Origin of the sequence: Haloarcula salina, assembly GCF_010119195.1 — an archaeon.
Classification (GTDB): Archaea; Halobacteriota; Halobacteria; order Halobacteriales; family Haloarculaceae; genus Haloarcula; species Haloarcula salina.
In genome coordinates this window covers 23097-44627 of sequence record NZ_WRXL01000001.1, presented here as the reverse complement: position 1 = coordinate 44627, position 21531 = coordinate 23097, and the positions used below count along the sequence as shown (strand labels likewise).

At 68.6% G+C, this 21531-nt stretch carries 27 protein-coding genes and 2 tRNA genes; 9 read left to right on the top strand and 20 right to left on the bottom strand.

Annotation, left to right across the window (positions count from 1 at the left end; all coding sequences use genetic code 11):
* Nucleotides 1-23: 23 nt before the first annotated feature.
* Genes GM656_RS18945 through tmcA form a run of 3 tightly spaced genes read right to left on the bottom strand, consistent with a single transcriptional unit; the run spans nt 24 to nt 2916 of the window.
* The gene (locus GM656_RS18945; protein WP_174242906.1) at nt 24-188 is read right to left on the bottom strand and encodes a hypothetical protein; all 165 of its coding nucleotides are present in this window, start codon (nt 186-188) and stop codon (nt 24-26) included.
* On the bottom strand, nt 185-682 hold the full coding sequence (locus GM656_RS00260; protein WP_162411644.1) for a DUF456 domain-containing protein: 498 nt from the start codon (nt 680-682) through the stop codon (nt 185-187). Before GM656_RS00260 ends, GM656_RS18945 begins: the two co-directional genes overlap by 4 nt.
* Nucleotides 679-2916 (bottom strand): tRNA(Met) cytidine acetyltransferase TmcA, encoded by a 2238-nt coding sequence (gene tmcA, locus GM656_RS00255; protein WP_162411643.1) that lies wholly within the window; start codon nt 2914-2916, stop codon nt 679-681. Before tmcA ends, GM656_RS00260 begins: the two co-directional genes overlap by 4 nt.
* A gap of 100 nt (nt 2917-3016) precedes the next feature.
* On the opposite strand from tmcA, the gene GM656_RS00250 reads away from it, so the two are divergent.
* The 6 genes from GM656_RS00250 to GM656_RS00225 all read left to right on the top strand — a co-directional run bounded on the left by GM656_RS00250 (nt 3017) and on the right by GM656_RS00225 (nt 5969).
* Nucleotides 3017-4027, top strand: coding sequence for an NAD(P)H-dependent flavin oxidoreductase (locus GM656_RS00250; protein ID WP_162411642.1), 1011 nt, complete (start codon nt 3017-3019; stop codon nt 4025-4027).
* A gap of 211 nt (nt 4028-4238) precedes the next feature.
* Nucleotides 4239-4601, top strand: coding sequence for a 50S ribosomal protein L7Ae (rpl7ae, locus tag GM656_RS00245; protein WP_162411641.1), 363 nt, complete (start codon nt 4239-4241; stop codon nt 4599-4601).
* Between the two features lie 11 nt (nt 4602-4612).
* Nucleotides 4613-4840, top strand: a complete 228-nt coding sequence (locus GM656_RS00240; RefSeq protein WP_162411640.1) for a 30S ribosomal protein S28e — start codon at nt 4613-4615, stop codon at nt 4838-4840.
* A gap of 2 nt (nt 4841-4842) precedes the next feature.
* On the top strand, nt 4843-5193 hold the full coding sequence (locus GM656_RS00235; protein WP_162411639.1) for a 50S ribosomal protein L24e: 351 nt from the start codon (nt 4843-4845) through the stop codon (nt 5191-5193).
* Nucleotides 5193-5657, top strand: coding sequence for a nucleoside-diphosphate kinase (gene ndk, locus GM656_RS00230; protein WP_162411638.1), 465 nt, complete (start codon nt 5193-5195; stop codon nt 5655-5657). Before GM656_RS00235 ends, ndk begins: the two co-directional genes overlap by 1 nt.
* 72 nt (nt 5658-5729) lie before the next feature.
* A complete protein-coding gene (locus GM656_RS00225; protein WP_162411637.1) occupies nt 5730-5969 on the top strand; it encodes a glutaredoxin family protein in 240 nt (79 codons plus the stop codon).
* Here the strand turns inward: GM656_RS00225 and GM656_RS00220 are convergent.
* The 12 genes from GM656_RS00220 to GM656_RS00165 form a co-directional block, all read right to left on the bottom strand.
* Nucleotides 5960-6688, bottom strand: coding sequence for a hypothetical protein (locus GM656_RS00220; RefSeq protein WP_162411636.1), 729 nt, complete (start codon nt 6686-6688; stop codon nt 5960-5962). The two genes, GM656_RS00225 and GM656_RS00220, sit on opposite strands and share 10 nt — an antisense overlap.
* A 61-nt stretch (nt 6689-6749) precedes the next feature.
* Nucleotides 6750-7154 (bottom strand): peptide-methionine (R)-S-oxide reductase MsrB, encoded by a 405-nt coding sequence (msrB, locus tag GM656_RS00215; RefSeq protein WP_162411635.1) that lies wholly within the window; start codon nt 7152-7154, stop codon nt 6750-6752.
* Between the two features lie 42 nt (nt 7155-7196).
* Nucleotides 7197-8420, bottom strand: coding sequence for a DUF6498-containing protein (locus GM656_RS00210; protein WP_162411634.1), 1224 nt, complete (start codon nt 8418-8420; stop codon nt 7197-7199).
* A gap of 56 nt (nt 8421-8476) precedes the next feature.
* A tRNA-Thr gene (locus GM656_RS00205) sits at nt 8477-8550 on the bottom strand.
* A 32-nt stretch (nt 8551-8582) separates the two neighbouring features.
* Nucleotides 8583-9050, bottom strand: a complete 468-nt coding sequence (locus GM656_RS00200) for a GNAT family N-acetyltransferase (RefSeq protein ID WP_241692680.1) — start codon at nt 9048-9050, stop codon at nt 8583-8585.
* A gap of 107 nt (nt 9051-9157) precedes the next feature.
* Nucleotides 9158-9733: a CBS domain-containing protein gene (locus GM656_RS00195; protein ID WP_162411633.1), complete on the bottom strand. Its 576-nt coding sequence runs from the start codon at nt 9731-9733 to the stop codon at nt 9158-9160.
* Between the two features lie 82 nt (nt 9734-9815).
* Entirely contained in the window at nt 9816-10574 is a 759-nt protein-coding gene (locus tag GM656_RS00190) for a GTP cyclohydrolase III (RefSeq protein WP_162411632.1), read from the bottom strand.
* 49 nt (nt 10575-10623) lie between these two features.
* Nucleotides 10624-10953, bottom strand: a complete 330-nt coding sequence (locus GM656_RS00185; RefSeq protein ID WP_162411631.1) for a DUF7344 domain-containing protein — start codon at nt 10951-10953, stop codon at nt 10624-10626.
* A 55-nt stretch (nt 10954-11008) separates the two neighbouring features.
* Nucleotides 11009-11308, bottom strand: coding sequence for a DUF5785 family protein (locus tag GM656_RS00180; RefSeq protein ID WP_162411630.1), 300 nt, complete (start codon nt 11306-11308; stop codon nt 11009-11011).
* Nucleotides 11309-11357: 49 nt separating this feature from the next.
* Entirely contained in the window at nt 11358-12749 is a 1392-nt protein-coding gene (locus GM656_RS00175) for a PGF-pre-PGF domain-containing protein (protein WP_162411629.1), read from the bottom strand.
* A gap of 264 nt (nt 12750-13013) precedes the next feature.
* Nucleotides 13014-13097, bottom strand: a tRNA-Ser gene (locus GM656_RS00170).
* 26 nt (nt 13098-13123) lie between these two features.
* Nucleotides 13124-13876, bottom strand: a complete 753-nt coding sequence (locus GM656_RS00165) for a glycosyltransferase family protein (protein WP_162411628.1) — start codon at nt 13874-13876, stop codon at nt 13124-13126.
* A gap of 85 nt (nt 13877-13961) precedes the next feature.
* Between GM656_RS00165 and GM656_RS00160 the strand changes: the two genes are divergently transcribed.
* Together GM656_RS00160 and GM656_RS00155 are read left to right on the top strand one after the other, a co-directional pair.
* On the top strand, nt 13962-14390 hold the full coding sequence (locus tag GM656_RS00160) for a CBS domain-containing protein (protein WP_162411627.1): 429 nt from the start codon (nt 13962-13964) through the stop codon (nt 14388-14390).
* 62 nt (nt 14391-14452) lie between these two features.
* Complete coding sequence (locus tag GM656_RS00155; protein ID WP_162411626.1) at nt 14453-14989, top strand: hypothetical protein; 537 nt, start codon at nt 14453-14455, stop codon at nt 14987-14989.
* Here GM656_RS00155 and GM656_RS00150 read toward each other — a convergent pair whose 3' ends face one another.
* Together GM656_RS00150 and aroC are read right to left on the bottom strand one after the other, a co-directional pair.
* Nucleotides 14990-15616: a uracil-DNA glycosylase gene (locus tag GM656_RS00150; RefSeq protein WP_162411625.1), complete on the bottom strand. Its 627-nt coding sequence runs from the start codon at nt 15614-15616 to the stop codon at nt 14990-14992.
* Nucleotides 15617-15623: 7 nt separating this feature from the next.
* Nucleotides 15624-16823, bottom strand: coding sequence for a chorismate synthase (aroC, locus tag GM656_RS00145; RefSeq protein ID WP_162411624.1), 1200 nt, complete (start codon nt 16821-16823; stop codon nt 15624-15626).
* A 91-nt stretch (nt 16824-16914) separates the two neighbouring features.
* On the opposite strand from aroC, the gene GM656_RS00140 reads away from it, so the two are divergent.
* Entirely contained in the window at nt 16915-17763 is an 849-nt protein-coding gene (locus GM656_RS00140) for a TrmB family transcriptional regulator (protein WP_162411623.1), read from the top strand.
* Here GM656_RS00140 and GM656_RS00135 read toward each other — a convergent pair.
* The 3 genes from GM656_RS00135 to GM656_RS00125 all read right to left on the bottom strand — a co-directional run bounded on the left by GM656_RS00135 (nt 17754) and on the right by GM656_RS00125 (nt 21444).
* Entirely contained in the window at nt 17754-19208 is a 1455-nt protein-coding gene (locus tag GM656_RS00135; RefSeq protein WP_162411622.1) for a sulfatase, read from the bottom strand. The genes GM656_RS00140 and GM656_RS00135 overlap by 10 nt on opposite strands.
* A 2-nt stretch (nt 19209-19210) precedes the next feature.
* Nucleotides 19211-20191: an alkaline phosphatase family protein gene (locus GM656_RS00130; RefSeq protein WP_162411621.1), complete on the bottom strand. Its 981-nt coding sequence runs from the start codon at nt 20189-20191 to the stop codon at nt 19211-19213.
* A 71-nt stretch (nt 20192-20262) separates the two neighbouring features.
* Nucleotides 20263-21444 carry a glycosyltransferase family 4 protein gene (locus GM656_RS00125; RefSeq protein ID WP_162411620.1) on the bottom strand — a complete coding sequence of 394 codons (1182 nt, stop codon included), beginning with the start codon at nt 21442-21444 and terminating at the stop codon, nt 20263-20265.
* Nucleotides 21445-21531 lie beyond the last annotated feature (87 nt).

Sequence of the window (21531 nt, the reverse complement as noted above, 5' to 3'; positions counted from 1 at the left end):
GTGGGCCGACAGGCCGCGCCGACTCAGGGCCACTCGTCCTCCTGTCCCTCTAGCGGATGGGAGACGACGCCGTCCTTCTGTGCCCAGACGCGTGCGTGGGCCGGGCACACCACGCGATTCGCGTCCCACGGGATGTGGAGTTCGACCGCGGCCTCGGCCTCGCAGTCGGCTTCCTCGCACCGCGTCATAGGAGGGCGACGGCGAGCATGACGATCAGTATCGACCCGGTCAACAGCGCCTGGACGACGCCGGAGGCGAGCATTCCCGCCGTTGTGACGAGCGCGGCCTTCGCGCCGCCGCGGGCGTCCCCCTGGCGGTAGAACTCGACGGCGAACACGGTCCCGGCGACCCCGAGCAGAATCCCGAGCGGGCCAGTGACGAAGAAGAGGACGAGGCCGACCAGTCCGGCCAGCAGCGCCGTCCAGTTCGAGGCCCCGCCGACGCGCGCGGCGACCGCGCCGCCCGCCCAGTCGACGACCCACGTCAGCACGGCCACGAGCGTGAGCGCGGCGACCAACAGCGCGCCGGGCTCGGTCGTTCCGCTCGCGTACCAGTAGGTGTAGACGCCGGCCAGCGAGAGCGCCGCGCCGGGGACCTGCGGCGTGAGGCTGCCGACGACGCCGCCGACCAGCAGCGCGAAGGCGACGACGACCAGCAGCGCGTCGAGTCCGAGCGCGATCATCGGTGTCTGTCGAGTTCCTCCTGTACCGACACGTCGCCGTACAGCCGCGTCAAGCTTTCGACGGCCCCGCCCAGCGCCCGCATGCACTCGCGCCGGGAGACGAACTCGAGCTCGTCGGTCACGGACAGCCAGGGAGCCGCCTGCAGGACCTTCCGGACGAGCAGGCGCTCCTCGCGGGCTGTCAGCGCGTCCGAGTCCGCCGGGTCGAGCAGGTGTCGCACCGTCAGGTCGCGGAACGGCTTCGGGTCCGTGTCCATGATCGACGCGCCGCCGGGAACGCCCGCGACCAGTCGCCACTCCCACGGCGACAGCGACAGGTCCGGTTCGGCGTCGGCGGCCCGCAGGACCGCGCGGACCACGTCCGGGTCGCAGTCCGCGAGCGCGTCCGATAGCACCGCGGCGATGCGGTCCCGGAACCACGCGGCATGGCGCTCGGCCAGTCGCTCGCCGGCCGGCGAACAGGGGTCGATCATGACGGCGGAGTACTCGCCGCTGGTGTCGTTGCGCGAGGTCGAGAGGTGGACCGTCCCGTAGCCGTTCGCGTCCCAGAACCGGACCAGCTCCGGGGTCGCGCCGTAGCCGACGCCGAGCCAGTCCGCCTCGTCGGCGAACTCGGCTTCGATCTCCGAGAGGAGTCGAGAGCCGAGCCCGCGCGAGCGGACGGCGGCGTGGGTCGCGATACGCAGCACGCGCTGGCCGACGGGGACCCCCGCCTCCTCGTCGCGCAACTGCGTCGTCAGCACGTCGGGGAGCATGTTCCCCCTGACGCGCCCGCCGCCGTACATCGTCGCCCGCGTCGCCGCCGAGAGGGACCCCTCGCGGGCCAGCAGCGCGACGGCGACCACGTGGCCGTCGCGGGTGAGCGCCCTGACGGTGAGGTTCGGCGCGTCGAGCAGGCGCGCCAGGTCGGCCGGCTCCGTCCGGTAGTGGGCCAGCACGAGCAGGCCGAAGGCCTCCCGCAACAGGTGCTCGTCGTCGAGGAGGTCGGCCGTCGACAGCCGCCGGTAGTCCACGGTTTCGGGCGTCGCATCGGTGACGAGCGGGTCGACGGGGGGCCGCGCGTCGAGCAGCAGCGCCCGGAACGCCCACACCTCGACCGGGTCCGCGTCGCCGTAGCGAATCGGCGTCGTCATCGTCGCGTCCGTCACTTCGTGCTCACCGTCGGCGAGTCGGTCGCGGAACCGAACGGAGAAGCCCCGTCCGGCCCCCTCGTAGCCGTGTACCGTTGTCGTGAACGCGACGGCCGGCGCGTCGAGGAACCGTTCGAGCCGCCGGACCGGCAGTGCGGCCGCCTCGTCCACGACGACCGCGTCCGGGGCCTCGGGGAGGTCGACCGCCGTCGCCGGCGGACAGAACCGGACGCGGCCGCCGCCGTCGAGCGTCAGCGACCGGGGCGAGGACGCCTGATCCCGGGTGTAGTCGACGCCGAGCGCGTCCAGCAGGGCCGCCGCCCGCGCGAACACCTCGGCGGCGCTTCGGTACCGCGGAGCGGTCACCAGCACGTCCCGTCCCTCGGCCGCGAGGGCCCCGGCGGCCAGCCCCGCGGCGCTCGACTTCCCGCGGCCGCGGTCGGCCTCGACGACCACCGCGGTCCCGGCGGACCGAAGCGCCTCGAAGGCCAGCACGGCGTCTCGCTGATCGTCCGTGAGGCACTGTTCGTACGCCTCGGCGGGGAACGCGGCGTCGTCGGGGGGCGTCGGCGGCGCTGGGGGTCGGCGCGGCGGCGGGTCGGTCAGGCCGTCAGACTCGACGGTGTCCGAGTCCACGTCGACGATGGCGACGCCGCGGTGGGCGCGCAGCGTCTCGACGAACCGCCGGCGGAAGTGTCCGGTCACGTCCGCGGTCTCGAACGGCGGAACCGCGAGCGTCTCGTCGAAGCCGTCACGTCGCTGGGGAAACGTATCCAGCGGCGGCGCGAGCAGGACGTACAGCCCGCCGCCGTCGACCGCGCCGACGGAGCGACCGACGGCGTTCGGCCGCAGTTCCGCGTGGGCGTCCAGCACGACCGCCGTCCGCGTCCGACCGAGCAGTTCCTCCGCGCGCGACTGCTCGTAGCGCTCGCAGTCGATGAACGACTTCGGGCCGAGGACGGTCGTCTCCGCCCGCGGGATGTCCGCCGCATCGAGGGCCGCCGCCGCGCGCGTTCGCGTCCGCTCGGGGTCGCCCGCGAGCACGAGCAGTCGGCGCTCGTTCGCTCGACGTGCCTCCTCGCGGAGCGACCGCGCGATGTCCATACCGGTGGTGGACGGCGCGCCGACATGGGCCTGACGGTCGGACGGGTCGCGGCGGGCGCGATCCCCGACGTTTTTCGGCCGTCCGGAACGGAGAGCGGACATGGCTCCTCTCCAGACGCCCCTCTGTGGCGCGCTCGGTATCGAGCACCCGGTCGTCCAGGCCCCGGTCGGGAGCGTCTCCACGCCGGAGTTGGCCGCAGCGGTCGCCGACGCCGGCGGCCTCGGCATGCTCGCGATGTCGTGGCGCGACGCAGACGCCGTCCGAGACGCGTACGAGGCGGCCGCGACAGCCACGGACGGCGTGGTCGGCGTCAACGTCGTCCTCGACGAGGCGACGGGCGATCTCTCACCGTCGGCGTGCCTCGACGCCTGTCTGGACGCCGGCGCGTCGGTCGTCTCGTTCTCGTTCGGCGACGCGAGCCCGTTCGTCGACCGCGTCCACGAGGCGGGCGGCACGGCGATGGTGACCGTCGGCAGCGCCGCCGAGGCCGAGTCCGCCGTCGACGCCGGGGCCGATGTCGTCGTCGCACAGGGCCGAGAGGCCGGCGGCCACGTCCAGAGCGAGGTGACCACGATGGCGCTGCTCCCCCGCGTGGTCGACGCCGTCGACGTGCCGGTCGTCGCCGCCGGCGGACTCGGCGACGGGCGCGGCCTCGCCGCGGCGCTGACGCTGGGCGCTGACGGCGGCTGGCTGGGGACGCGGTTCGTCGCGACCGCCGAGTCAGGCGCGCACGAGGACTACCGCGACCGGCTGGTCGCGGCCGACGAGACGGCGACCCGCTACACCGAACTGTTCAGCCGCGGGTGGCCGGACCAGCCCCACCGCGTGGTCGAAACCGAGGCGATCGCCGAACACGCCGGCGAGTCACCACCTGATACGGACGCTGACGAACCAGCCACCGTCGCCCGAACGCCCGACGGCGACCCCGTCGAGCGGTTCGCCGACCTGCCGCCACTCGAGGGAATGGATGGCGACCTCGATTCCCTCCCGCACTACGCCGGCCAGAGCGTCGGCCTCGCCGACGGCGTGCCCTCGGCCGCGGCGGTCGTCGAGCGACTCGTCGCAGACGCAGCGGCCGCGCTGTCGGATACGGCCGACCTGACGCGATAGGGAGACCGCCCGACAGCGACCGTGTGGCGGGCTGGCACGGGATTTCGGCTTCGAAAGCGCTTTTAGGGCCGGTGGCACAGAATTGGGTACAGCCTGCGCCGAGTTGATGATGCTCCCAGCCTTCTCAGGACAACACGCCAGACGGCGTGACGGGCGCGCGCCCGGACACGGCGGGGGAGCCTGAGCTCGCGTGCAGGAGGTGAACGTAAAAATGCCAGTATACGTAGATTTCGACGTTCCCGCGGACCTCGAAGACGACGCCCTCGAGGCGCTCGAGGTCGCCCGGGACACAGGTTCGGTAAAGAAGGGTACCAACGAGACGACTAAAGCAATCGAGCGCGGCTCCGCCGAGCTCGTCTTCGTCGCCGAAGACGTCCAGCCCGAGGAGATCGTGATGCACATCCCCGAGCTGGCCGACGAGAAGGGCGTCCCCTTCATCTTCGTCGAGCAGCAGGACGACCTCGGACACGCCGCCGGGCTCGAAGTCGGTTCGGCCGCCGCGGCCGTCACCGACGCCGGCGAGGCCGAGGCCGACGTCGAGGACATCGCCGACAAGGTCGAGGAGCTTCGGTGAGGTGACCTCGGATGAGCGCTGAGGAATCCGAAAGCAGCGGTTCCACGCCCGCTGAGGTCATCGAAGTCGTGGGCCGAACGGGGATGCACGGCGAGGCCATGCAGGTCAAGTGCCGCATCCGCGAGGGCGAGAACCAGGGGCGCATCATCACCCGCAACGTTCTCGGCCCGGTCCGCGAAGGCGACGTGCTCCAGCTCCGCGAGACGGCTCGCGAGGCCGACTCCATCGGAGGACAGTAACCATGCCCCGAACACGCGAATGCGACTACTGCGGCACGGACATCGAGCCCGGCACGGGCACGATGTTCGTCCACAAGGACGGCGCGACCACGCACTTCTGTTCCTCGAAGTGCGAGAACAACGCCGACCTGGGCCGCGAGGCCCGTAACCTCGAGTGGACCGCCTCCGGTCGCGGCACCGAGGGCGCAGTCGAGGAAGCGGACGCAGAGACGGACGCGGACGCCGAGGCTGACGCCGACGCGGACGACTCCGCCGCTCCGGACCTCGAAGAGGCCGAAGACGAGGGCGACGCGGACGCCGACGAGGCGGACGAGACCGAAGACGAAGAGGAAGCCGAGGAGGCTGAAGCGTAATGTCCGAGACAGAGCGCACCTTCGTGATGGTCAAGCCCGACGGCGTCCAGCGCGGGCTCATCGGCGACATCGTCTCCCGCTTCGAGGACCGCGGCCTGAAGATGGTCGGCGGCAAGTTCATGCAGATCGACCAGGACCTCGCCGAGGAACACTACGGCGAGCACGCGGACAAGCCGTTCTTCGACGGTCTCGTGGACTTCATCACGTCCGGTCCGGTCTTCGCGATGGTCTGGGAAGGGCAGGACGCGACCCGACAGGTCCGTACCATGATGGGCGAGACCGACCCCGCCGAGTCCGCGCCCGGCACCATCCGCGGCGACTACGGACTCGACCTCGGTCGGAACGTCATCCACGGCTCCGACCACGAGGACGAGGGCGCGAACGAGCGCGAGATCGACCTGTTCTTCGACGAGGACGAACTCGTCGACTGGGACCAGATCGACGCGCCCTGGCTGTACGAGTAACGCGGCGCGCCCCGCCGCTTCGATTTTTCACCGAGCGCAATCCCCTTGAGTCGCGCGTCCGAACGGAGCCCTATGAGCCGCACGCTCTATCAGCTCGACGGCTGTCCGTACTGCGAGAAGGTGGCCGACCGACTGGACGAACTCGGCGTCGACTACGAGAGCGTCTGGGTCGAGGCATTACACTCGAAGCGCGACGAGGTCAAGCGCGTCTCCGGCCAGCGCGGCGTCCCGGTGCTGGTCGACGAAGACCGCGGCGTGACGATGGCCGAGTCCGAGCGAATCCTCGAGTTCGCCGACCGCAGCTACGCCTGAGCGAGCCGCTCGTCGTAGAGATACCGGGCGGCCGTCCCCAGCCCCGCGAACACGAACGGGATGAAAAACAGCAGGATCAGGAGCCACAGCACCGCGGGCGCGGCCTGCCCCTCGGCCCCGCTGTCGAACGTGACCTGGCGGACGAACACGAAGCTCCCCGCGAAGCCCACGAGGACGTATCCGAGACCGATGCCGGTCCCGACGAGCGCGACCTCTTCGAGCAGGCTCTCCGACCGACTCGGGCCGCGAGAGCGCTCGAAGAGCGCGCCGGCGACGACGAGCGCGACGAGCGGGAGCAGGAAGAACACGAGCGGCGGTACCGATGGATTCTCGACGCCGTAGAGGACGTTCCTCGCGGCCGCGCCGTACACCTCCGCGTCCGACGCCGTCACGAGCGTCGGCACGTGGTGGGCGTTGTACAGCACGAACCCGTACTGGATCAGTCGGTCCGAGAGCGACGGCATGTCGACGTTCGACGGCCCCAGCACGAAGATGGCCGCGACCAGCGCGTACTCGACGGCCAGCGTGGCCGCCGCGACGCCGACCGCTCGAAGCCACGGGAACGTGCGGAGGCTCTCGTCCAGCACGTGGCTCTCGGGCTGGCTCGGCTCGGCCGACGCCGTCGGCGGCTCGTCTATCGGTGTCCCGCCGACGGTGTCCGCCGCTCTCGTCGGTTCCCCTTCGTCTCCGCCTGACTTGTCGTACCCGTCACGTGTCACGTCCGAACCCTATCCTAGGGAGCCCGATGAGGGAAAAAAGGGTTCCGGTGGTCCGCCTCGCCTACTCGCTCTCGAAATCGAGCGCCGCGCCGTTGATGCAGTAGCGCTTCCCGGTCGGCTCCGGCCCGTCGTCGAACACGTGGCCCAGGTGGCCGCCGCAGTTCGAACAGACGACCTCGGTCCGCTGCATCCCGTGACTGTTGTCGGCGCGCGTCTCGACGTTGCCCGCCTGGTACACGTCCCAGAAGCTCGGCCAGCCGGTCCCCGACTCGAACTTCTCGTCGCTGTCGAACAGCTCCGCGCCGCAGCCGGCGCACGTGAAGACGCCGTCGCCTTTCACGTCGATGAGGTCGCTGCTGAACCGCGGCTCGGTCCCGGCCTCCCGCAGAATCCGGTACTCCTCGTCCGACAGTATCTCGCGCCACTCCGCGTCGTCTTCGGGTAGCTCACCGCTGGATTCGCTCATGGAGTCCCGTACGCGCCCGACGCCTAAAAGCGTGGAGTCCGGTCAGGTGGCCTCGTCCGGGACCCCCTCGGTCACGGGGCCGTTCGGTTCGAGCGCCGACTCGCCGTCGAGGTGCGGTAGCCGCAATTCGCGGCCGTCGTGTTCGACCACGACCGTCTCCGTCCCGCAGAGCCGGTCCGCGAGCGTCCGATCCACCTCGTCCTGTGCCAGTTTCCGGCCCGGCACCCGCCACTGCGGCGCACCGAACAGTCGATCGTATCCCACGACGTCCCGCCCGACGCGGTACTCCATCGTCAGATACCGGAGCGCTCTGTCCAGCACGCCGACGCTCGCGGCCACTGCGAGGACGAGCAGGACCACCTGCGCGACGAGCACGCCACCGTCGACCGATCCCGACGTGACGACGAAGACGCCACCCAGCAGGACGCCGAGGCCGGCGATGAACCACACTGCCGTGACCGAGAGCCCGCGAACGACGCCGTCGATCAGGAGTGGCATTCGCGCCGGCCGGACGCGGTCGACCGGCGGCTGGAGGTCCGTCTCGACAGTCGGCCACTCGTCCGGTTCGCTCGCGAACCCGAGGTCGATCCGGTCCCGTTCGTCGAAGGCGACCAGGCGGTCGCGGTACACGTCGGCGACGTCGAACAGCGACTTTCCGCCGACCGCGGCGGCGAGGGCGACCGACGGGGGAAGGCCGGACGCGGCCGCCACACCGCCGAACGCCATCGCCGTTCCGACGACGACGACGGGCCAGATGCCCGACTGGAGCGCTCGCTGGACCGACGCGTTCTCGTACTCGCCCGCGAGGAAGTACTCCGAGACGGTCTCGTAGCCCCGACCGACGAAGACGCCGCAAATCCCGAGCAGGAAGGTCATCGCCGCCGCCTCGTCGATCGGGCTCCCGGAAATCGCCTGCCCGGCACCCCCGATCGCGGCCGCGCCGACGAAGGCCCACACGCCGCCGAACGCCGGAAGAGCGAACAGGACGACGGGGACGTTCGCGATCTGGATCGAGAGTCGCGTGCCGGGGATTCTGACGCCGCCGCGCTTGTGCTGGACTGCGCCGAGAACGAGCGGGTCGTTCGTCGCTTCCGACGGCCGTTGCGCGAACAGTCCGCGCAGGGCCGCGAACGCGAGGTCGATCCCGAGCTCGACCCAGTAGACCAATAGCAGCGCCGCCAGCGACCAGTCGAACCAGAGGACGCCGGCGATTGGCACGGCGTTGACTGAGACGGCTATCAGCAGTTGGGTCCGTCGGTCACTCATTGGAGGGCTGAGGTGGCGGGGGGCAGATGCGGCTTCAGGGGTACCGATCGGGGAAGAGCCAGGGGTGGGATTTGAACCCACGAACTCTCGATTACAAGTCGAGTGCTTGGACCACCCAAGCTCCCCTGGCGCGGTTGCATACCTGCGTTGTGTGGGGACCGTTTAGAGAGTATCGTTTTCCGTCCGCTTCTCGAACTCGACGCGATGCGGTTCGTAGCCGTGGGAGCGGTAAAACCGCCGGGCAGCGTCGTTGGCCGCCATCGCCTCCAGCGCGATCACGTCCACGCCGGCCGACCGGAGCGTCTCCTCGGCCGCTTCGAGGAGCGCGCTCCCGATCCCTCGATTCCGTGCGGCCGGTTCGACGTAGATGTTCTCCAGCAGGCCGCGGCGCTCGTCCTGTTCGTAGCGGCCGCCGTCGACGGTGACCATGACGAAACCGACGAGATCGCCGTCTGCGCGGGCGACGAGCACGTTCTCGGCGACGATGCGCTGGATGATAGCGCCGCGGACCGCGGTTCGGTTCCGGTCACCGAGGAGGTGCGACCCGTGGGCGCGCTGGTCCGTCGCCAGCGCGACCCAGAAGTCGACGACGTCGTCCACGTCGTCCATCGTGGCCGTATCGATATCCACGCTCGTACTCCGGCGCGTGACGGCAAAACAGTTCGGCCGCAGTCACTCGATCGGAGAACGGTGAGTGAGTGGCGGACTCGCTCGTGAGTCTGCCGTGCGATTCGGCCTCACACGTCGCGACAGTCGGGACAGAGGAGCTGTCCGTTGAACGAGGCGAGGTCTCGCGTCAGGGTCCCGCAGTCGGAGCAGATCCCCTGTTCGTCGAACGTGTCCGCCGTGGCCGGTTCCATGCCCTCGGTCGCCGCTTGCTGGCCCGTCGTCGCGACTTGCTGGACCGTTTCGGGCGTCTCCGTCGATTCGCTCTCTAGCCGCGCCGACGAGAGGATGTCGTGCTCGGTCAGCGTCCCCATTGGCTCGCCCCCGGCGGTGACGACCAGGAACTCGGCGGAGCGGGCCGCCATCCTGTCGCGCGCCTCCGGGAGGCTTGCCTCGGGGTCGACTGTCGGAATCGCCTCGCGCATCACGTCGCCGATAGTGGCCGTCGACGGGTCGCCGCCGTCGACGACGTAGGCGAGGATGTCCCTGTCTGTCGCCACGCCGACCGGTTCGTTCCCTCGAAGCACCAGGATCGGGTGCTGGTCTTCGCGTATCAACAGCTCCGTCGTTTCGAGGAGGTCGTCGGACTCGCTGGCACCGACGTACTCCCGGTTCATGACCTCCTGTACGGTTACCTCACCGTTCATGCGTGTCAGTATCACACGACCAGCCTAAAAGATACCTACACTACGCTTATGTCGCCCGGTTCCCAAGTCTCTCGGTCGGTGCCTATTCGATGGTGACGGCGTCGCCGGTCGCTCGACAGGTCTCTAAGGCGTGCTTCGCGTCCATCCCAGCGTCTGAAGCCGTCCGCCCGCGTCCGACGCCGACTTTCAGTTCCACGTCGACCGCCTCGCGGACGTGGCTGATGGCGTCCTCGTAGGCGGCCTCGTCCAAGTCGGGACAGACCGCGATGACGTTGTCGCCGCCGACGAAGAACGAGAGCGAGTCGTGGGCCTCCCGCATGTACTTCATCAGGGAGGCGTACCCCTGCTCGATCTGGATGAAGGTGTCGAACTCGTTGAGTTCGTCAGTGTACTTCTCGGTGGCGTCGTCCACGTCGAAGTGCGCGAGCTGGACGTCCGTCTCGGTCTGGAACTGCTCGTCGATGGTTTGACCGCGCAGGACCTCCCTGCGACCCTTGTCCTGTGCGCTGCCGGCCTCCTGAAGCTGTTCGGTGGCCGTCCCGAGCGCCGAGACCGGCGTGGTCCCGGTCGCGACCGAGAGGCTCATCGTCACGGGGTATCGGTTCCCCACCGACTCCTGGATGAGCGCGTGGGCCTCCTCGTCGAGTCCGTTGGTCACGGCGATCATGTTGTCGAACCGCGAGAAGAAGATGTAGCCGTCGCGGTTGCCGAATAGCTGGGCGAGGTCGGCGTACAGTCGAGACTGGAGGGTCTGGAGGTCGACTTCCCTGCGTGGCTCGGGCGTCACCGTCCACGGTCCGTAGTTGTCGATCTGGATGTGGGTAACCTGCGTGTTCGTCACTGTCGGTCGATCGTTCGAAACCGACGGCTATTGGTCTATCGGAATCCGATCAGAGCTGGTCGGTCGGGACTGCGTCGGGTCGTCGAAGCTCCACCTTCCCGACGACCGAGTCGTACGAGACGACGCCCGTCGCCGTCAGCTTCGGCAGGTGCTCGGTGTACAGTTCCTCGGCGAGTGCCCGTCGGTCCGCGTCGGGGACCGCGTCGGGGTCGACCTCGCGCTTGACCGCGAGAATCGCGGCCGCCAGGTCGGCGACGACCATCGGCTCGCCGCGCGCAGCCATGATGGACAGCGCGCGCCGCCGGTGCTCGTCGCCGAGGAGGTCCGAGACGACCTCTTCCGGGAGATCGGACGCATCGCTGGTGCTGGTCGTGGCCATACGCGCCGCTACATCGGCATCCGACAAGTATGTGTCGCGTCCACATCCCTCGCGGTCAGGCGTGTTGCAGCCGGTAGGGCCACCAGTCGGCCTCGCGGAGCGCTCGCCCGAGGCACTTGTGGAAGTCCGGGAAGTCCTCGAACTCGTCCTGATCGACGTGTTCGAAGATGTCGGCGACGCTGACGACCGTTTCGTAGTCGATCCGAACCGGGTGGTCCCCGTACTGGTCGACGTACTCTTCGGCGGTCAGCGGGAAGTCCTCTTCCTCGTCGATCTTCTTCGCCAGGACGGCGTGGCCGTACTTGCGCCGGCCTTCGCTGCCCTCCTCACCGTCCGGATCGTGTGGCCAGTCCATACGCGACTCTCTGGACACTGGCACAAAAAGGGTTTCTCTCCGCTCGCCGCTACAGTTCGAAGCCGCTGTTGCGCCGACCGCCGCCACCGCGCCGCAGGAGGGCGATGATGAGGCCGAACAGGAGCAGCGCCGCGACGAGTCCCCCGACGACGAACAGCGTGTTGATGCCCATGACGGTAGCCGGGAGCGGCCCGAAGCCGCCGTCTTCGTCTCCCTCACCGATACCGGGTTCGGTCGCAGCCGCGTCCGTCCCGCTCGCGGTCCCGGTCGGCTCCGCACCGCCGTTCCCGTCGGTCTGGACCTGACTCTCGCTGACCTGAATGACGCCCGCTCCGGTGTCGTTGAGCGCGATCTGGTAGCGTCCGGGGGTCGTGACGACGGTCGACAATGCGACCGTTCGCTCCCCGTTCGCGGGGATCTGCACCGAGGTCTCGTTGACGACCTCGTCGTCGACGCGCATCCGGGCGTCGTACGTTCCTTCGATGCTCCCGGTGTTGCGAACTACGCCCTCGACGACGACGCGCTGACCGGTCGGAACCTGTTCGCTGACGACCGACGTCCGCGCGATCGAGAACGACGGTTCGATCGAGCCGACGACGAACGCCGTCGAGCCGGACGTGTCGGCTTCGTAGATCACACGGCTGGTCTGTTCTTCCACGACGGTTGTCTCGGTCGCCTGCCACGACTCGTTCACGCGCTGGTAGACCTGCACCTCGTCAGCGTCCATGCCCGCGCTCCGGAGCTGCGAGCGGTTCAGGGCGAACTGCATCGAGGACGGCTGCACGCCGTCCGTCGAACCGACCGTAACGGCGCTGAACACGGCCGCCGCGTCGTCGGATGGGATCGGGAGCCCGGACGCAGCGGGGTCCGTGTACTCCGTGACGCTCTGCGTGAACGACTGCTGGGACGCGTCGACCGTCCACGACTGCACGGTGAACGACCGGTTCGTGTCCGCGGGCATGTCCACGGTGTACGGTCGCGACGTCGGGACCGATCCGCCGCGGACCCTGATTGCTCGACTGCCCGCGTCCTCCCGCGTGACCTCCGAGAGCGCTCGTTTGACCTGGACTCGACCCGCCGAGCGCTCCGGGCTCGTGACCGTCAGCCGGTACGTGCCGGGTTCGCCGAGCCGTATCGCCCTCGTGGTCGTGTTCGACGAGTCGGCCTCGACCACCACACGCTCGGTGACTGTCGTCGTACCGTTCACCTTGAATTCGATGTCCATCCCACCGCCGTCTTCGCCGGTGTTTTTCACCGTCGCGGTGACGTTCACCGTCTCACCAGCGAGTATCGTACTCGCGTCTTTGGTCGCGCCCGAGACGAACAGCCGCGGTGCTGCTGCCGTCGGCCCCGCGACCGTCGCTGTGAGGAGGAGGGCAACGACGCCGACGGCCACGAGACGCGGGACGACCCGCTTTGGGGACCTGTTTTCGCGTGCCATTACAGGGATTGACCCGGACCAGCGACATAAAACCGCCCGATTGACACACTCCGTTAGACGGGCCCTACGACTCCCGTCGCTAGGTTTGACTCGTGATACGATCGCCGGCGACACCGTTCCCTCCGCGAACGTGCCCGGAGCAAAACGGTGGGGCTGGGATTTGAACCGGAGGAAGACGTTCGCACTCGCTTCGCTCGTGCGCTGCGACTTCCAGGGCTCAAATCCAGTTGTACCGTTCACTGCTCACTTTCGTTCGCAGAGAAGCGGTGGGGCTGGGATTTGAACCCAGGAATCCGTGAGGATACCTGCTTTCAAGGCAGGCGCAATAGGCCGCTCTGCCACCCCACCGCAGACGGGGATACCGGGTGATGCTTCTAAGGCTTGTCGGTCTCTCGGACCACGGTCGGCGTCTCGCCGTCGTCGACGACGCGCAGGCCATGGTCGTCGACGAACGCCGTGGTCCGCGGCGGGACGGCCCGCTCAGCCCGATTACGTGCCCGGAGCAGCGGCACCGCGCTCCGAAGGTCCGCGCGCGTCTCGACGACCGGCGTCGACGGCAGGAAATCGACCCCCAGTCCGGCGGCGGCGGCGCGCTCGCCAAGTGTCTCCACCGTCGGTGTGGCGTACGCGTTCTCGAAGTCGATGGGCTCGCCGAAGCCGGCGTAGTAGACGCGGCCGTCGCCGGCGGGACCGAGCACCACGTCGCTGGTGCGGAGCTTCATCGCCGCGCTGTCGACCAGTTGGCGACTCAACAGCGCCGCGGTCGGCTCGACGGCGGCGACGGTGGCGACGTCTTCCCGCTCCAGCAGGTGCGTGACGGTGTTGCCGACCCGGGCCGCGAAGGTCGACCCGACCTGGACTTCGTAGCGGGCGTCCCCTGGCGAGTCGAGTGCCTCGTCGAGTGGCTCGCGAACCGCGGTTTCTGGGTCGACCGCGTCCGGGACCTGCTCCGGCGGCCGATAGTTGACCAGCAACTCCCCGCCGCTGGACTCGACCGCGCGGCACACGTCGACGAGCATCGCCTCGTACAGCGCGGCGGCCTCGGATTCGGTGAGCAGACCGCCCGCGATATCCTGCAACACGAACCCCTCGACCGGCGGGTCCGCGAACACGGTTACCGTGGTCATGTCTCCATCTGCACCCGTCGCGGGTTAGTCCCTTGCGTTTTCCGTCACTGCGCGCGTTTATTTCGGTCCAGACCATAGCTCTCGTATGCTCGTCAGCGATCTGATGTCGACGGACGTGGTCACGGTCCCCGTCGACGCGACGCTCGACCAGGTCGCCGAGGAACTGCTCGGCAACGGAGTGGGGTCGACCATCGTCGTCAGTCCCGAGGGGAATCCGGTGGGAATGGTCACGGAGTCCGACGTGCTCGAGGCGGCCCGCGAGACCGGCCGCCCGCTCGCCGACATCGGCGTGTCGGCGGTCACCGAACGTCCGGTGGTCACGACGAAACCGTCGGTGAGCGTCCCGACGGTCGCCCGCACGATGGCCGCCGAGGACGTGAAGAAAGTCCCCGTCATGGACGACGTGGAACTGGTCGGGATCGTCACGCTGACCGACATCGTCTGGGAGTTCACGTCGCTCCGACGCGAGGCGACCGAACTGGCCGCGGCGCGCGAGAAGTGGTCCCCGGAGTAGGCGGTCGCTACGGACCAGCAGACGGTCCATACCTAACTGGGCGTACCGGACACGACTAGCACATGGACCGGGTCGAGACGTATCGGTGTGCTGGGTGTGGGACGGAGTATCGGGTCCTCGGCGAGCCGACGCCGAAGGTGACCTGTCGGGACTGCGAGCGCGAGGCGGCGCTGTGTGGCACCGCTGCGGCGCGGCGGGAGTACCGGATCGGCTACACGAAGTACCGCGAGGCGCGCCGTCAGCTGTCAGACGCGATGTCGCTCGCCGACGACGGGGCGACGGCCCTCGCTCGTGGAGGGTTCGACGACGCCGCAGCCGACTTCGAGACGAGCGTCTCGCACTTCACGACCGCCGTTCGAGAGGCCGAAGTCGAGTCGGTCGCCGAATCCGCCGAGCGGGCGCGCAAGAAGGCGACCTGCCTCTGGCAGGCAGTCGAGTGGCTCAGCGGAATGACGTTCGCCAGCGAGCAAGGCGAGCGGCTTCGGGCGAGACAGCACCGCCACGACGCAGAGAACCGCCTGCAAGCCGCCAGCGAGTACGGTTCGCTCGTCGCACCTGACGAGGCGTTCCCCGCTGCCGAAGCCGAACCGACGGCCTGACTACCGCCCGCGTCGCCCCTTCGTCTGCCGGTAGTCCCGCCCGAGCGTCTCGCTGAAGTGCTCCAAGAACGCCGTCCGTTCCTTGTCGGTCTGTTCCGCAGCCGGTACCATCGGGATGATCTCGAAACCGCGGCCGCGGATTGTCGTCGCGTGCTGCTCGTCGATGTCGAGGTCGTCGGCGCTCTCGGTCGTGTACTCGAAGGCCAGTTCCTCGAGCGGTCGCTGACCGACCGGCACCAGGATCTCCGGATTTATCATCCGGATCTCGCTGTTGAGGTACGGCTCGCAGTTGACGACTTCCTCGTCGGTGGCCGACCGGTTCGGATGGCGACAGCGCGTGACGTACGTCAGGAACGCGTTCTGCAGTTCCGGCTCGGCGGCGTCTGGGTCCGGACACATGTCGACGGCGGCGAGCACGTCGAGCAGTTCCCGCTCGGACTCGCCCGTGAACGGGATGCCGGATTCGTCCGCGCCGGCGCTCGGCGAGTCGCCGAGGACGAGGAACTCCGCGCCAACGTCGCCGTAGCCGTGGACGACGGTTTCGCGCGTCTCACAGAGGTCCGGACAGTTCCGACACGACTCGTCCATGCCGAAGGGGTTCGACTTCGTGTCCTGGTTGGCGTCCATCGTCCGCTCACTCGTCGTCGATGGTCGTGGCGTGGGTGTCCGCGTCTTCGGGGTCGTTCTGCGGACTCGACGGGTGGTACTCGGTGTCGTACTCGCCCGGTCGACCGTCGAGTCGGTCGGGGTTGATCCGTCCGGAGAGCAACATGAAGTCGAGGACCGTACAGGCGAGCATCGCCTCGACGACGGGAACTGCCCGCGGCGGGAGGACCGGGTCGTGGCGGCCGGTGACGGTGATCTCCTTCTCCTCGCCGGTCTCCCAGTCGACGGTCTGCTGGGTCTTCGGGATCGACACCGGCGGATGCCACGACACCTCGCCGTAGATTGGCTGACCGGTCGTGATCCCGCCCTGGACGCCGCCGTGGTCGTTGCCGACGGGCGTCGGCGTGCCGTCGTCGTCGAACTCCCAGTCCTCGTTGTACTCGCTCCCGCGGGTCGTCCGGGCCTCGCGGCCGATGCCGTACTCGAAGTCGTTGACCGCGGGGATTGAGTACATCGCCTGTGCCAGCCGCGAGGGGAAGCTGTCGAACCGCGGCGCGCCGAGCCCCGACGGGACGCCCCGACACTCGAAGTAGATCGCGCCGCCGATGGAGTCGCCCTCCTTCTGGTACTCGTCGGCCACGTCGCGCATCTCTTCGGCGGCCTCGGGGTCGGCACAGCGGACCTCGTTCTCCTCGCTGTGTTCGAGCATGTCCTCGAAGGTGACCTCGCCGGCCTCCACGTCGCCGATCTGGCAGACGTGCGCCTTGATCTGTACGTCGTGCTCGGACTGATCGAGCACCTGCTTGGCGATTCCGCCGGCGGCGACCCAGTTGACCGTCTCGCGGGCCGAGGAGCGGCCGCCGCCGCCCCAGTTCCGCGTCCCGAACTTCGCGGAGTAGGTGAAGTCGCCGTGGGAGGGCCGCGGAGCCGTGATGAACGGCTCGTACTTGCCCGAGCGGGCGTCCTTGTTCTGGATGACCATGCCGACCGGCGTCCCGGTGGTGTAGCCGTCCTGAATCCCGGACTGAATGCTCACCTTGTCCGGTTCGCCCCGGGACGTGGTGATCATCGACTGGCCGGGCTTGCGCCGGTCGAGGTCCTTCTGAATCTCCTCCTCCGAGAGTTCGACCCCCGCCGGGACGCCGGAGACGGTACAGCCCATCGCCTCCCCGTGGGACTCGCCGTAGGTCGTCATGCGGAACAGACGACCGAACTCGTTGCCGTTCATTACACTCGTTTCGGGGGCGGGGGCATTTGAACCTTGTAGATGCGACCGCCGGCCCGACGCGTTTTACAACCCCTGCCGCGCATGGACGTGTATGAGCGACCCCGCGGACGTGTTCGACCTGGTCGGGCTGACGGAGTACGAGGCGACGGCGCTGGAGCAGTTGCTCTCGCTCGGCCGCACCACGGCCCCAAATCTGGCCGAGGCCAGCGGTATCCCGAAGGCCCGCGTCTACGGCGTCCTCGAATCGCTGTCCGACCGCGGTTTCATCAAAGTGATTCCCGGTCGGCCGAAGGAGTACCAGCCGAAGGCCCCCGCGGACCTCCTGGACCGCGCCGTCGAGAACCGCCGGCAGTCCTACGAGTCCTTCGCCGCCGACATCGAGTCCCGGCGCGAGGCCTTTCTCTCCGAGTACGAACCGCGCTTCGAACGCGCGAGCGAGGACATCTCACCCACGGCAGAGCTGTTCCACGTCGTCGACGTTGGCGACCCCAGCGAGCGCGAGACGCGACGGCTGTACGACGACGCCGAGGAGACGCTGCGCGTCATCACGAACAGCTTCGCCTACCTCGACAGCGTCGAGCGCGCGCTCGCCGACGCCCTCGACCGCGGCGTCGCCGTCGACGTGCTCTGTCTTCACCCTGACGCGCTCCCGGCCGAGAAAGCCGCCGTCCAGGCGGACATCGTGGATCGACTGCGCGACGACTATCCCGCCGTCGGCCTGCGTTTCAGCACGGAGAAGCTCCCGTGGCGCGGCACGCTCGTCGACCCGAGCATGGACTACGACAGCGGCGAGGCCATCCTGCTGGTCGAGGAACCGGACGTGCCGAACCACATGCGACAGGCCGCCATCACCGACAACGGCTCGTTCGTCGCCGGGATGAAGCGCTACTTCGACCTGATCTGGGAGTACGAGAGCGTCGCGACGCCGACTCAGACGTAGCCGAGGTCTTCGAGGCGCTGGTACGTCCCGTCGTCGAGGTCGTCGAAGTCCTCGCCGGCCGACTTCACGTCGAGTTCTTCGATGGAGTCGAAGGCGCCTTCGACGGGCTCTGCCCCCTCGTCGTCGACCTTGTACGAGGTCTGTGCGTCCCGGGAGACGACCGTCGCGGCGCGGTCGCGGTTGGTGCAGTACTTGAGCACGGTGTCGCCGTCGTCCTCGAACACCGCTCGGGAGGTGGCCGTCCACGGGGAGAGGTCGTCGACGTACGCGCCCGCTCGCTCCTGCAGCGGTTCGTCGAGTCCGACCGCGGTGGCGACGACGGGGCCGTCGGGACAGAAGCCCGCTGCCGGGCGCTCGCCGTCCCGAACGCGGTTCACGACGCGAGGGAACTCGACCAGCGACGCGGGGCGGTCGACGCGCCGAGCCTCCGTCTGGCCGGGATACCGAACGATCAACGGGACGTGGAGCACGCTGTCGTGGATCGCAACTCCGTGTTCAGCCACGCGGACGCCAGGGCGAACGTCGCTCGGTTCGCCGAAGCCCTCGCCGTGGTCGCTGGTGACGACGAGCAGCGTGTCGTCGAGTTCTCCCCGCCGCTCCAGCGCCGCGACCAGCCGTTCGACCTCCGCGTCCGCCTGACGGATTCCGCCGTCGTACAGGGACTCCACCGCCTTCTTCTGCCACCATGGACGATGACCGCCGTTGAAGTCCCACTTCTGGTCCTCGAAGAACGACTGGAGGGACGACGCTTTCGACCCGCCCCACTCGTCGTGCTCGGGCAGCGGTTCGTAAGGGATGTGCGGGTCCATGAGATTGAGGCAGGCCGCCCACGGGCCGTTCTGTCGGCCGGTCCAGTCCAGCAGCGCGTCGACGTACACGTCCGCCGGCGTCGACGCCCGCACGCTGTCCGGGAGGAAACGCTTGTAGTCCGACTGGAGCTTCGTCGCCACCCCGTTGGCCAGCGACCGAAGCGGCGCGTCGTCGGTCAGCGCGAGCCTGACGAACTCGGCGTACTGCCCTCGCCCCTCGTTCGAGACGAATTCGTGCGGATTGACGGCCTCCGGGAACGGGACGTTCCGCGCGCCGACGATCTGGTCGAACCCGTCGCGCAGGCCCACGTCGACCGCCGTCAGCCAGTCGTTCTCGGTGAACACGCCGGTGCTGTACCCGTCCTCGCGCAACTGTGAGAAGACCGACGCCGAGGGGTCGAGCCGATGGCCCGCCGAGACGACGCCGTGCTCCTCGACGTGCAGGCCGGAGAAGATGCTGGCGTGGCTGGTGACGCTCCGAGCACCGGGTGCTCTGGCCTGTTCGTACAGCGTCGCCCGCTCGGCGGCGAACGATTCGAGGAACGGCGTCGTCTCGTTCACGTGGCCGTACGCGCTGCAGTTGCGGGCACGGGCGCTGTCGAGAACGACGAGAAGGATGTTCGGATCTGTGGTCATAGCTACATGTAGCCGAGGTCTTCGAGGTGCTCTCTGACCTCCTCGGACTGGCCGCTGTCGCTGCCGGTCGCCGCCGTCGCGCGCCGCGTCGGCCTGTGGTCGCGCTCGTCGAGTTCGGACTCGATCGCGTCGCGAACGTCGACGACGCTCGCGATGGCGTCGACCATCGCCTCGTCGGTTCCGGCCACCATCGCCTCGTCGGTGTGGACGCCGTCCTGCAGGCCGTGGTCGCTGACCAGCAGCAGTTCGTCGTCGTCTCCGAGGTCGCCACGGACTTCGCCGACGAATTCGTCCAGTTCGTCGTAGGCCAGATCCTGCAGTTCAGGCTGTTCGTACGCGACGTGGCCGATGAGGTCCAGTCCGCTCGTGTACGCGAACACCAGTTCGTACCGGCCGCCCCGGAGCGCCCGGCGTGCGCGGGCGATTCGGACCATCGACATCTCGAGGCACTGCTCGTAGAACAGCGCCGGATCCGTCGAGGAGTGGCCGCCCTTCGCTTCGAGGTCGCGCTCGAAGAGGTCGCCGAGGTTCCGTCGGAGGCTGTGTTCGCGGTCCTCGGAATCGGGATCGACGACGTAGTTCGGGATCCCGATCGGAGCCGCCTCCCGACCGTCGAAGACCGTCGAGAGCCCCTCCTCTTCGTAGTAGGTCGCCGGGATCCGGAAGGCGTCCTGCTCGGTGTTGTTCAGCAGCCACGCGCCGAGACGGGTCTGGAGACCGGACGGGAGGAGGTAGTCCGCGGCGGCGCTCCCGAATCGGAGCAGCGGGTTCTCCCAGGCGACGCCGTCGTCGAGCGTAATGCCGTGTTCCGGCGGTGTCAGGCCGGTGATGATCGTCGGCCAGAGTTCGTGCGTGCTGGGCCCGCCCTCCTCGCTCTCGATCGTCTCGATGGCGCGGTGCGCGTCGAGCGTGAGGTTCGGGTGTGCCGTCGAGTCAACGAGTTCCGGGTCGAGCGCGTCGATACCCAGCACCACGAGCACCATATCTATCCCGAGAGTCTCGGCCGACGGCTTAAGACCTTTCGATGCGCCCGATAGCGGTCGAAACGCTCGTCTCAGTCGATCAACGACCGGTACACGTCGAGGTACTCCTCGGCGATCTTCCGCCAGTCGTACTTCTCTTCGACGCGGTCGCGGGCCCGCCGCCCGATCTGCTTCGCCAGGTCGTCGTCGGCGAGGAGAGTGCACACCGACTCGGCGATCGCGTCCGGCGACTCGATCGGCACGACGTACCCCTCTTCGCCGTCCCTGACCATCTCACGGGCCCCCGAGATGTCCGTGACGACCATCGGACAGCCCATCGACATCGCTTCGAGGCGGACGAGCGAGAAGCTCTCCGAGCGCGACGGGTGGACGAACGCGCGCGCTCTCGAGAGGTGCTCGCGCACGACCGACTGGTCGACGTACCCGTGGAACGTCACGTTCGATTCCAGGTCGAGCGTTCGGACCTGCCGTCGCAGCGCCGTCTCCTGCGGGCCGTCGCCGAAGACGTGCAGGTGGACGTCCGGGAATTCCCGGCGAATTTCGGTCAGTGCGTCGAGCAGCACGTCGTAGCCCTTGCGCTCGCGGAGGGCCCCAATGGCGACGAGTTCCTGCGAGTCCCCGCGCTCGCTGTACTCGAAGACGGTCGGATCGACGCCCAGCGGGATGGTCCGGAGCTTCGATTCGTCGACCAGGTCGGCGTACACCTCGCGGGCCTCCTCGTGGACGACCACGACTCGGTCCGCGGCGTCGAGCGTCCGCCGGAACAGGTCCATCCGCGGCGGGTCGAGGACGACGTCGCGGGTGGCGTCGACGGTCGCGTGCAGCGGATCGGTGAGCGACCGCGGCAGGTCCGTTCCGACCCACGAGGAAACCATTCGATTGAACTCCTCGGCCATGATCGCGTGGCCCGCCTGGCACGGACCGACGACGACGGGCACGTCGTCGTGGAGCCCGGAGACGAGGATCGGGTTGAACCACCGGTAGCTGAGGTTCATGTGGTGGTACACGTCGACCGACCCGCTCCGCAGTTCCGACAGGAGCGTGCGGTACAGTCGCGCGTAGAACGTGACCCGGTTGGCCCCGCCGAGCGCGTGGACGGTGACGTTCTCCGGGGCCGGGTGGTCGGCGACCGATCGAGTGAAGGTGTCGACGGTGACCGACTCGTCGTGGAGGTTGTTCAGGAGGTTGTAGCTCTTCCCGTATTCGTCGTCGCTGATGTCTGCTTTCGTCGGCCCGACGAGCACCCGCGGCATGGGTGATGGTGGTGCAGTCGGTGGTTTAACCGTTGCGTATGCCATTCTCTGCATGGTCGATCTGCCCGTGCCGTGTCTCACGAAAGA

What these genes read in the sequence shown, in the direction of transcription:
- GM656_RS00175 (WP_162411629.1), bottom strand. Translation starts at nt 12,749, where the DNA reads ATGGCACGCGAAAACAGGTCCCCAAAGCGGGTCGTCCCGCGTCTCGTG.
- GM656_RS00235 (WP_162411639.1), top strand. Translation starts at nt 4,843, where the DNA reads ATGCCCCGAACACGCGAATGCGACTACTGCGGCACGGACATCGAGCCC.
- rpl7ae (WP_162411641.1), top strand. Translation starts at nt 4,239, where the DNA reads ATGCCAGTATACGTAGATTTCGACGTTCCCGCGGACCTCGAAGACGAC.
- GM656_RS00135 (WP_162411622.1), bottom strand. Translation starts at nt 19,208, where the DNA reads ATGACCACAGATCCGAACATCCTTCTCGTCGTTCTCGACAGCGCCCGT.
- aroC (WP_162411624.1), bottom strand. Translation starts at nt 16,823, where the DNA reads ATGAACGGCAACGAGTTCGGTCGTCTGTTCCGCATGACGACCTACGGC.
- GM656_RS00155 (WP_162411626.1), top strand. Translation starts at nt 14,453, where the DNA reads ATGGACCGGGTCGAGACGTATCGGTGTGCTGGGTGTGGGACGGAGTAT.
- GM656_RS00125 (WP_162411620.1), bottom strand. Translation starts at nt 21,444, where the DNA reads ATGCCGCGGGTGCTCGTCGGGCCGACGAAAGCAGACATCAGCGACGAC.
- GM656_RS00160 (WP_162411627.1), top strand. Translation starts at nt 13,962, where the DNA reads ATGCTCGTCAGCGATCTGATGTCGACGGACGTGGTCACGGTCCCCGTC.
- GM656_RS00140 (WP_162411623.1), top strand. Translation starts at nt 16,915, where the DNA reads ATGAGCGACCCCGCGGACGTGTTCGACCTGGTCGGGCTGACGGAGTAC.
- GM656_RS00260 (WP_162411644.1), bottom strand. Translation starts at nt 682, where the DNA reads ATGATCGCGCTCGGACTCGACGCGCTGCTGGTCGTCGTCGCCTTCGCG.
- tmcA (WP_162411643.1), bottom strand. Translation starts at nt 2,916, where the DNA reads ATGGACATCGCGCGGTCGCTCCGCGAGGAGGCACGTCGAGCGAACGAG.
- GM656_RS00130 (WP_162411621.1), bottom strand. Translation starts at nt 20,191, where the DNA reads ATGGTGCTCGTGGTGCTGGGTATCGACGCGCTCGACCCGGAACTCGTT.
- GM656_RS00185 (WP_162411631.1), bottom strand. Translation starts at nt 10,953, where the DNA reads ATGGCCACGACCAGCACCAGCGATGCGTCCGATCTCCCGGAAGAGGTC.
- msrB (WP_162411635.1), bottom strand. Translation starts at nt 7,154, where the DNA reads ATGAGCGAATCCAGCGGTGAGCTACCCGAAGACGACGCGGAGTGGCGC.
- GM656_RS00210 (WP_162411634.1), bottom strand. Translation starts at nt 8,420, where the DNA reads ATGAGTGACCGACGGACCCAACTGCTGATAGCCGTCTCAGTCAACGCC.
- GM656_RS00180 (WP_162411630.1), bottom strand. Translation starts at nt 11,308, where the DNA reads ATGGACTGGCCACACGATCCGGACGGTGAGGAGGGCAGCGAAGGCCGG.
- GM656_RS00250 (WP_162411642.1), top strand. Translation starts at nt 3,017, where the DNA reads ATGGCTCCTCTCCAGACGCCCCTCTGTGGCGCGCTCGGTATCGAGCAC.
- GM656_RS00165 (WP_162411628.1), bottom strand. Translation starts at nt 13,876, where the DNA reads ATGACCACGGTAACCGTGTTCGCGGACCCGCCGGTCGAGGGGTTCGTG.
- GM656_RS00195 (WP_162411633.1), bottom strand. Translation starts at nt 9,733, where the DNA reads ATGAACGGTGAGGTAACCGTACAGGAGGTCATGAACCGGGAGTACGTC.
- ndk (WP_162411638.1), top strand. Translation starts at nt 5,193, where the DNA reads ATGTCCGAGACAGAGCGCACCTTCGTGATGGTCAAGCCCGACGGCGTC.
- GM656_RS00240 (WP_162411640.1), top strand. Translation starts at nt 4,613, where the DNA reads ATGAGCGCTGAGGAATCCGAAAGCAGCGGTTCCACGCCCGCTGAGGTC.
- GM656_RS00225 (WP_162411637.1), top strand. Translation starts at nt 5,730, where the DNA reads ATGAGCCGCACGCTCTATCAGCTCGACGGCTGTCCGTACTGCGAGAAG.
- GM656_RS18945 (WP_174242906.1), bottom strand. Translation starts at nt 188, where the DNA reads ATGACGCGGTGCGAGGAAGCCGACTGCGAGGCCGAGGCCGCGGTCGAA.
- GM656_RS00150 (WP_162411625.1), bottom strand. Translation starts at nt 15,616, where the DNA reads ATGGACGCCAACCAGGACACGAAGTCGAACCCCTTCGGCATGGACGAG.